This window comes from Paludibacterium sp. (assembly GCF_019232825.1).
In the GTDB taxonomy this organism is placed as follows: Bacteria; Pseudomonadota; Gammaproteobacteria; order Burkholderiales; family Chromobacteriaceae; genus Paludibacterium.
In genome coordinates this window covers 1-8,482 of sequence record NZ_JAFAND010000057.1, presented here as the reverse complement: position 1 = coordinate 8,482, position 8,482 = coordinate 1, and the positions used below count along the sequence as shown (strand labels likewise).

Below are 8,482 nucleotides of genomic sequence, written 5' to 3'. Positions count from 1 at the left end.
GCATTCACGGAACCCAAGAGAAGGTTCATGATGTCCGTTATGCCTGGCCCGCCGTCGCTTTGATATTTTTTGTGCGGCGGTGTGCCGGTTGCCTGAGCCAAATCCTCCTGGGGAAGGCGAATGAACCAAGAACCATCGCCGGCAATACGCCGATCGAAGCGGGTTACAATCAGTGCTTTTTGGTCTTCAAACCGGCCGATGTCGCAATGGGCAATCGGTAGTCCATATTCCTCGACGATTTTGGAGCACAGCCATTCATTTTCGACCGAATCCGACATATCGGCTTGTATCCCTGCGATCAGGCCGAGCGGCAGCTTGAAAATGTGTGTAGTCGGCGTGCTCCCTTGCGGTAGTTGCCACTGGCCTTGATGAAACAAGAGTGCCGTTTTTTCCTGGGCGCCGGCAATCGACAGGCGCAAGTCGAATGCTTCATGTGCCCCTCCAAGCGCGGGGGGGGTGACGGCTTGTCGAAGTCGTTCTGCCACGGCGCTATCGGGTAGTGGTGCGGCCGTGATCTGCTGAATGCCGGTGGGAGTGACGCCATCCGGCAGCAATTGGATTGCGCCGACGCAGTCCCTGCCCAGTTCGGTCAGCATGGCAAAGGCATCCAGACCTGCCGTTTTGTAACGGCTAGCCAGGCGACGACGTATAGGCTCGCTATCGGGCAGCAGGTTGTCAAAGTAGCTGGTGACCTGTGGCCCGCGGTAGGCGATGTTTCCCGGTGGAAACGGCATGGACAGTGATAGTGGACGTCTGGCATCGCTGTCTAGCCAATCGGGTGCGTATTGAAATGTGTCCCCGGTGCGTGTTTTGGACCAATTGCCAACCAGGAAGCCGTTCATCCAAACATTCAGGGTGGTGCTCTTTGCCATGTTTACCAACGATCTGTCTGCGTTGTCATGGGTGGCTGAATGGTGTCGGGACGCTCCCCATCTTGTGGGGCGGTTCCTCTGGCGGCCGGTCGCAATACAAAGTCTACGCCTAGCAGCTGAAATACTTTCAAGAGCTGTTCCAGGCTGACGGCTTCTGGCCGAGCTTCTAGCCTTGCATAGCGCTGCTGGGTAATGTTCAACCGTTGCGCCATCTGGGTTTGCGTGTAGCCGGCCGCCTTACGGAATCCCAGTAGGTAGGGATGTAACTGGTTGTTGGTTTGAACGGGATATTCCATGGGGGCTCCTGGTGTTGGGCGCAGAGTCATTCGTCGAATACAATCTTAATATTGTTTTTCTTGTTTTACACCCTATGGATTGTATTTGTAAAAAACAACTTTTGCGTTGTTATGTGAATATACAACATAAAAGCTGTTTTCTGCCAGTGAGAAATGAGCAGCTAGAGCGGCGGCGTAGATCGCCGCTTGTACAATCCAGCAGGGGGGCAACGAGGGGCTTATGTACGAAATGCAAAAAACCCCAGCCAAATCAATGGCTGGGGTTTTTGTGTCGTCATAACCTTTCGGGTCAGAACGGAATATCGTCGTCGATGTCGTCGAGCTTCGGCGCCGGGCGCGATTCCTGACGGCGCGGCGCGGCCGGCGCGGCTGCCGGCGCTTCCTGGCGGCCGCCGCCTTGATAGCCGCCGCCCTGGCCCTGGTAACCGCCGCCGTAATCGTCGCCACCTTCCATCGGCGCGCTGCCGCCGCCGCTCTTGCCGCCCAGCATCTGCATGCGGTCGCCGCGGATTTCGGTGCTGTAGCGGTCTTGGCCGGTTTCCTTATCCTGCCACTTGCGGGTGCGGATCGAGCCTTCGACGTAGACTTGCGAACCCTTCTTCAGGTATTGCGAGGCCACTTCGGCGGTCTTGCCGAAGAACACCACGCGGTGCCATTCGGTTTGTTCTTGGCGCTGGCCGGACTGCTTGTCCATCCAGCTGTCGGTGGTGGCAATCGACAACGTGGCGATCGCGTCGCCGGAGGGCATGTAGCGCACTTCCGGGTCGCGGCCGAGGTTGCCGACGAGAATGACTTTGTTGACGGACGCCATTTAGTTGGTCTCCTGAATCAATTGTTGTACCGAGGCCTCGTCCCAGTCCTTCTGGGATACCTTGAGATAGGCCACGCGTTCTTCCAGCATGACGACCGCCTCTTTGACGCCGCGTTGCAGCGTCAGCATGCGCGAAAGCTCGATCGGATTGCCGCGCCAGTTCTCGCCGATGTGGAACATCATCGACTTGACCGGTTCCGGCGGCACCATGGTCATGGCCATGACGAGCCAGCTGATCATCATCAGGCCGGTAAAGCTGAATACGCCGGTGCTGCCGAAGTGGGTGTACAGCAGCCCGCCGGCGGCAGCGCCCAGGAAAAGGCCGAAAGACTGGGCGGTATTATACACACCAATCGCCGTTCCTTTGGCATCCGCTGGCGCGATCTTGGAGATGATCGACGGCAGTGTGGCTTCGAGGATGTTGAAGGCGATGAAATAGGCGCCGAGCCAGGCGACGATCCACCAGAACGAGGTCAACGCGAAGGCCATGCCGAGCTGCGCCACGGTCATCAGCGCCACGGCGCCGACGAATACCTGTTTGAGCTTGTTGCGCGTCTCGGCATAGATGATCGCCGGCACCATCAGCAGGAAGCCGCCGAGCGTGACCGGCAAATAGACCTCCCAGTGATGCTGTTTGTCGAGGTGGCCGGTGCTGATCAGCGCGAACGGGATGACCACGAACATTGCCATTTGCGCGCCGTGCAGCGCGAAAATGCCGAAGTTGAGCCGCAACAGCTGCGGGTTTTTCAGCACGTCCATCAAGCGGCTGGTGTTGGTTTCGGTATCGGAGTGGAAACGCGAGATGACCGGGTCGGGAATGATGTATTTGACGCCGATGAGCGCCATCAGCGTCAACACGCCGGTCAGCGCGAAGATGCCGTTGACGCCGATCCAGTGCCCGAGCACCGGGCCGATCACTAGGCTGACGGCGAAGGTGGTGCCGATGCTCATGCCGATCATCGCCATCGCTTTGGTGCGGTTTTCCTCGCGCGTCAGGTCGGCCAACAGTGCGGTCACGGCCGCCGAAATGGCGCCGGAGCCCTGGATGACGCGGCCGACGATCAGCCAGCCGATGTCGTGCGCGTTGGCGGCGACGAAGCTGCCGATGGCGAACAGCACCAGGCCGAAATAGATGACCCGCTTGCGTCCGATGCGGTCGGACCACATGCCGAACGGCAATTGCAGCAGCGCCTGGGTCAAACCGTAGCTGCCGAGGGCGATGCCGATCCAGGTCGGGCTGCTGGCGCCGGGCAGGGTTTTTGCGTAGAGCGCGAACACGGGAAGGATGAGGAACATGCCCAGCATGCGCAGGGCATAAACGCCAGCAAGGCCGAGGCTGGCACGAAGTTCAAGCGGATTCATGTATTTACGGGGCTGTGCGTCGCTATTCGAATGACAAAAAATGGCGTTCCCCAAGATGCGAGTAGAGTTGCCATCCACAAGTCAGGTATATTATCAGGTTCTCCGATCCTGTGAGTGAGGCATGGAAACCATTCGCATTCGTGGCGCCCGTACGCACAATCTCAAGAACATCAATCTCGACTTGCCGCGGCATCAGTTGATCGTCATCACCGGTCTGTCCGGCTCCGGCAAGTCGTCGCTGGCGTTCGATACGCTGTACGCCGAAGGGCAGCGCCGCTACGTCGAATCGTTGTCGGCCTACGCGCGCCAATTCTTGCAGTTGATGGAAAAGCCCGACGTCGACCTGATCGAGGGGCTGTCGCCGGCGATCTCCATCGAGCAGAAGGCCACTAGCCACAACCCGCGCTCTACCGTGGGCACGGTGACGGAAATTCACGACTACCTGCGTCTGTTGTACGCCCGCGTCGGCGACCCGCATTGCCCGGAGCATGGCGTGCCGCTGTCGTCGCAGACGGTGTCGCAAATGGTCGACCATGTGCTGGCCATGCCGGAAGGCGCGCGGGTGATGGTCCTGGCGCCGGTTGTGGTGGGGCGCAAGGGGGAAAACATCGACCTGTTCGAGGAGTTGCGCGCTCAGGGCTTCGTGCGCGTGCGCGTCGACGGCGATGTGCTTGAGCTCGATGCCGTGCCCAAGCTCGACAAGAACAAGAAGCACACCATCGAGGTGGTGGTCGACCGCATCAAAGTGCGGCCGGACATGCAGCAACGCCTGGCGGAGAGTTTCGAGACGGCGCTGCGTCACGCCGAGGGGCGGGCGATCGCGGTGGAGATGGATAGCGGCGCCGAGCAATGGTTCTCGGCCAAGTTCGCTTGCCCGATCTGCTCGTATAGCTTGCCGGAGCTTGAGCCACGGTTGTTCTCGTTCAACAACCCGATGGGCGCCTGTCCCAAATGCGATGGTTTGGGGGAACTGACCTTCTTCGATCCCAAGCGCGTGGTGGCGCACCCCGAGCTGTCGCTGGCTTCCGGCGCGATCAAGGGCTGGGACCGGCGTAATCAATTTTATTTCCAGATGCTGCAGTCGCTGGCGGCGCATTACGACTTCGACATCGATCTGCCGTTCGAGATCTTGCCGGAGCGGGTGCGGCATGTGGTGCTCAACGGCTCGGGCCGCGAGAGCATCGAGTTCATGTATATGTCGGAGCGCGGCACGCGCTTCGGCCGCAGTCATCCGTTCGAGGGCATTCTGCCCAATTTGGAACGCCGTTATCGCGAAACCGACTCCAGCGCGGTGCGCGAGGAATTGTCCAAGTATCAAAACAATCAGCCGTGCCCGCACTGCCAGGGCACGCGTCTGCGCCTGGAAGCGCGCCACGTGCTGGTGGCGGGGCGCTCGCTGCACGACATCAACCTGATGTCGCTGCGCGATGCGGCCACGTTCTTCGAAGGGTTGGTTTTCAGCGGCCAGAAGCAGGCGGTGGCGGAAAAAATCGTCAAGGAAGTGAGCGAGCGCGTGTCCTTCCTCAATAACGTCGGCCTGGATTATCTGTGTCTGGCGCGCTCGGCCGACACGCTGTCCGGCGGCGAGGCGCAGCGCATCCGTCTGGCGAGCCAGATCGGCTCGGGCCTCACCGGGGTGATGTACGTGTTGGACGAACCGTCGATCGGCCTGCATCAGCGCGACAACGACCGGCTGCTGGCGACGCTGGTGCGCCTGCGCGACCTGGGCAACAGTGTGATCGTGGTCGAGCACGACGAGGATGCCATCCGCAGCGCCGATTACGTCGTCGACATGGGGCCGGGGGCCGGCGAGCATGGCGGCCAGGTGCTGATTGCCGGCTCGCCGAAGGAAGTGGCGGCATGCACGACGTCGGTGACCGGCGAATTCCTGTCCGGCCGGCGCAAGATCGAAGTGCCGGCGACGCGGCGCGAGGTCGATCCGGCCCGCGTACTGCGCCTGATGGGCGCGAGCGGCAACAATCTGCAGGACGTGACACTGGATCTGCCGCTGGGCATGCTGGTATGCGTCACCGGCGTGTCGGGCTCGGGCAAATCGACGCTGATCAACGATACGCTGTACAAGATCGCCGCGCGCGAACTCAACGGCGCCTCGGAAGAGCCGTCGCCGTACCGCGATATCACCGGTTTGGAGCATCTGGACAAGGTGATCAACGTCGATCAAAGCCCGATCGGCCGCACGCCGCGCTCCAACCCCGCCACCTACACCGGGCTCTTTACCCCGATCCGCGAGCTGTTCTCCGGCGTGCCGATGGCACGCGAGCGCGGCTACGGCCCCGGGCGTTTCTCGTTCAACGTCAAGGGCGGCCGTTGCGAGGCTTGTCAGGGCGACGGCGTGCTCAAGGTGGAGATGCACTTCCTGCCGGATATCTACGTGCCGTGCGACGTCTGTCACGGCAAGCGCTACAACCGCGAAACGCTGGAAGTGCGCTACAAGGGCAAGAGCATCGACGAAGTGCTGGAAATGACGGTGGAGCAGGCGCTGGAATTCTTCAGCGCGGTGCCGACCGTGGCGCGCAAGCTACAGACGCTGATGGACGTGGGCCTCGGCTATATCCGTCTTGGCCAGTCCGCCACCACGCTGTCCGGCGGCGAGGCGCAGCGCGTCAAACTGGGGCTGGAATTGTCCAAGCGCGATACCGGCCGCACGCTGTATATTCTGGACGAGCCGACCACCGGGTTGCATTTCCACGACATCGACCTGTTGCTGCAGGTGTTGCACCGCTTGCGCGAGAACGGCAACACGGTGGTGGTGATCGAACATAATCTGGACGTGATCAAAACAGCCGACTGGCTGATCGATCTCGGGCCGGAAGGCGGTGGCGGCGGCGGGCGCATCATCGCCAGCGGCACGCCGGAGGCGCTGGCCGCGCATCCGCAGAGTCATACGGGACGCTATCTGGCGCCTATGCTTAAATAACCGGTGTCAGTCCGGTGATGCGAAGTAAAAAGAAATAAAGGAACAGCATGTTGTCGTTAGGAAAGATTGACCATATCCATATCTGCGTTTCCGACGCGAGCAAGGCGATTGCCTGGTATCAGCGCGTGCTTGGGCTGCATCCCGATCCGCGCTACCGCCCGCTGCAGGACGAACCGCATGCCGTCACCATGCTGGCCAATCCCAGCGGCACGGTGCGCTTTGCCGTCAGCCAGTCGGAAACGGCCAATGAGCTGCCGGGATCGGTGGCGTTCGTGGTCGGCGGGCAGGATTTTCTGGATTGGATCGATCGTCTGGCCGGCGAGCGTGTCGCTAGCCGCGATGGCGTGACCATCGCGCGCGATTCGGTGCGCGATCATCATTTTTTCTGTTCGATTTCCTTCGTCGATCCGTTCGGCAACCCGTTCGAGATCGTCAGCTACGACCACACCTGGCTCGCGGGCAAACTGAAGCTGGCTCAGACCTCGGCCTGATCTGAACGAACGTGCATTGCCTGCGGCGAATGCACGCTACGATGCGCTGTAGGGTGCGTTCGCGAAGCAACGCACCATAACGCTACATGATGATGCCGCCGCCCAGACAGATATCGCCATCGTAGAGCACGGCCGACTGGCCCGGCGTCACCGCCCACTGCGGGTCGCGGAACGTCAGCCTGGCTTGGCCGTTCTCCACCGGCGACAGCACGCATTCGGCATCCGGCATGCGGTAGCGGTTTTTTGCCGTGTAATCGCCCGCTTCCGGCGCGGCGTCGAGCGTCCAGCTCAAATCGGCCATGTCGAGCGTGTGCTTCAACAGCATCGGGTGGTCGTGGCCTTGCACCACGATCAGGCGGTTGGCGGGGATGTCCTTGCCGGCGACGAACCACGGTTCGCCCTGGCCGCCGATGCCGAGCCCCTTGCGCTGACCCAGCGTGTAGTACATCAGCCCCATGTGTTCGCCCATCACCTTGCCTTCGGGCGTGATCATCTCGCCCGGGCTCGTCGGCAAATAGCGCTGCAGAAACTCGCGGAACGGCCGCTCGCCGATGAAGCAGATGCCGGTGCTGTCCTTCTTGGCCGCGGTCGGCAGGCCGGCTTCATGCGCCAAGCGCCTAACCTCGCTCTTGCGGATGTCGCCCAGCGGAAAGAGCGCCTTCGACAGCTGCGACTGATTCAAGCGGTAGAGGAAGTAGCTTTGGTCCTTGGTGTCGTCGACCGCCTTCATTAGGTAGTGGCGGTTGTCGCGCACGAGCTTGCGCGCGTAATGGCCGGTGGCGATGCAATCGGCGCCGAGCTGCATGGCGTAGTCGAGAAATGCTTTGAACTTGATCTCGGCATTGCACAGCACGTCCGGGTTAGGGGTGCGGCCGGCCGAGTATTCCGCCAGGAAGTAGGCGAAGACGCGGTCCTTGTACTCTTTGGCGAAATTGACGATTTCCATGTCGATGCCGACGATGTCGGCCACCGACAGCGCATCCAGCGAATCCTGCTTGATCGAGCAATAATCGCCGTCGTTGTCGTCCTCCCAGTTCTGCATGAACACGCCGATGACTTCATGGCCCTGCTGCTTGAGAAGCCATGCCGTTACCGATGAATCCACGCCGCCCGACATGCCGACGACAATGCGCTTTTTGCCCGTCACGGGAAATCCTTCCTACCAGAATGCGTTTAAAAACCGAAGATTATACCAAGATGGAGACGACCCCGGAAAGGATCAAGCCAGGGTCTGAATCAGCGACAGCGGGTAGCGTTGGCCCGCCAGGTAATCGTCGATGCAGCAGAGCACGGCGGGGCTGCGCAACTGGCTCTGGCGCGCGCGGATTTCCGCCGGCGTGAGCCAGTGGGTATCGAGAATGCCGTCGTCCAGCGGCCGGCCGGTGACTTCCCGCTCAGCCTGGCAGATGAAGGCGAAGCGCAGATAGGTGATGGCGCGGTCGAACGACTCGGCCTGATAGATGCCCAAGAGCGCTTGCGGCGTCACCTGCCAGGCGGTTTCCTCCAGCGCCTCGCGCACCACGGCGTCGACCAGCTGTTCGCCCTGCTCCAAGTGGCCGGCCGGCTGGTTGAAGCGGATGCCGGCGGCGGTTTGTTCTCGCACCAACAGAAAACGGCCGTCGCGCTCGATCAGCGCCGCCACTGTCACGTGCGGTGTCCAGCGTTCCATCGCGGTGTTCCTCAACATGCAAAAAGGGGGCTCGCGCCCCCTT

8 protein-coding genes are annotated in these 8,482 nt (G+C 61.2%); 2 read left to right on the top strand and 6 right to left on the bottom strand.

Annotated elements, in window-relative coordinates:
* From JOZ06_RS07220 to JOZ06_RS07205, 4 genes are all read right to left on the bottom strand, one after another.
* On the bottom strand, nucleotides 1-872 hold an 872-nt coding region (locus tag JOZ06_RS07220; RefSeq protein WP_293230628.1), incomplete at its 3' end, for a HipA domain-containing protein.
* A 2-nt stretch (nucleotides 873-874) separates the two neighbouring features.
* Complete coding sequence (locus JOZ06_RS07215; RefSeq protein WP_293230625.1) at nucleotides 875-1,168, bottom strand: helix-turn-helix transcriptional regulator; 294 nt, start codon at nucleotides 1,166-1,168, stop codon at nucleotides 875-877.
* Between the two features lie 289 nt (nucleotides 1,169-1,457).
* Nucleotides 1,458-1,979: a single-stranded DNA-binding protein gene (gene ssb, locus JOZ06_RS07210; RefSeq protein ID WP_293230623.1), complete on the bottom strand. Its 522-nt coding sequence runs from the start codon at nucleotides 1,977-1,979 to the stop codon at nucleotides 1,458-1,460.
* A complete protein-coding gene (locus JOZ06_RS07205) occupies nucleotides 1,980-3,341 on the bottom strand; it encodes an MFS transporter (protein WP_293230620.1) in 1,362 nt (453 codons plus the stop codon).
* A gap of 121 nt (nucleotides 3,342-3,462) precedes the next feature.
* Between JOZ06_RS07205 and uvrA the strand changes: the two genes are divergently transcribed.
* Both uvrA and JOZ06_RS07195 read left to right on the top strand, forming a co-directional pair.
* On the top strand, nucleotides 3,463-6,279 hold the full coding sequence (gene uvrA, locus JOZ06_RS07200) for an excinuclease ABC subunit UvrA (protein ID WP_293230617.1): 2,817 nt from the start codon (nucleotides 3,463-3,465) through the stop codon (nucleotides 6,277-6,279).
* 47 nt (nucleotides 6,280-6,326) lie between these two features.
* Nucleotides 6,327-6,770 carry a VOC family protein gene (locus JOZ06_RS07195; protein ID WP_293230614.1) on the top strand — a complete coding sequence of 148 codons (444 nt, stop codon included), beginning with the start codon at nucleotides 6,327-6,329 and terminating at the stop codon, nucleotides 6,768-6,770.
* An 82-nt stretch (nucleotides 6,771-6,852) separates the two neighbouring features.
* On the opposite strand, the gene mnmA is transcribed toward JOZ06_RS07195, so the two are convergent.
* The gene (gene mnmA / locus JOZ06_RS07190; protein ID WP_293230611.1) at nucleotides 6,853-7,917 is read right to left on the bottom strand and encodes a tRNA 2-thiouridine(34) synthase MnmA; all 1,065 of its coding nucleotides are present in this window, start codon (nucleotides 7,915-7,917) and stop codon (nucleotides 6,853-6,855) included.
* Between the two features lie 72 nt (nucleotides 7,918-7,989).
* Complete coding sequence (locus tag JOZ06_RS07185) at nucleotides 7,990-8,439, bottom strand: NUDIX hydrolase (RefSeq protein ID WP_293230609.1); 450 nt, start codon at nucleotides 8,437-8,439, stop codon at nucleotides 7,990-7,992.
* Nucleotides 8,440-8,482 lie beyond the last annotated feature (43 nt).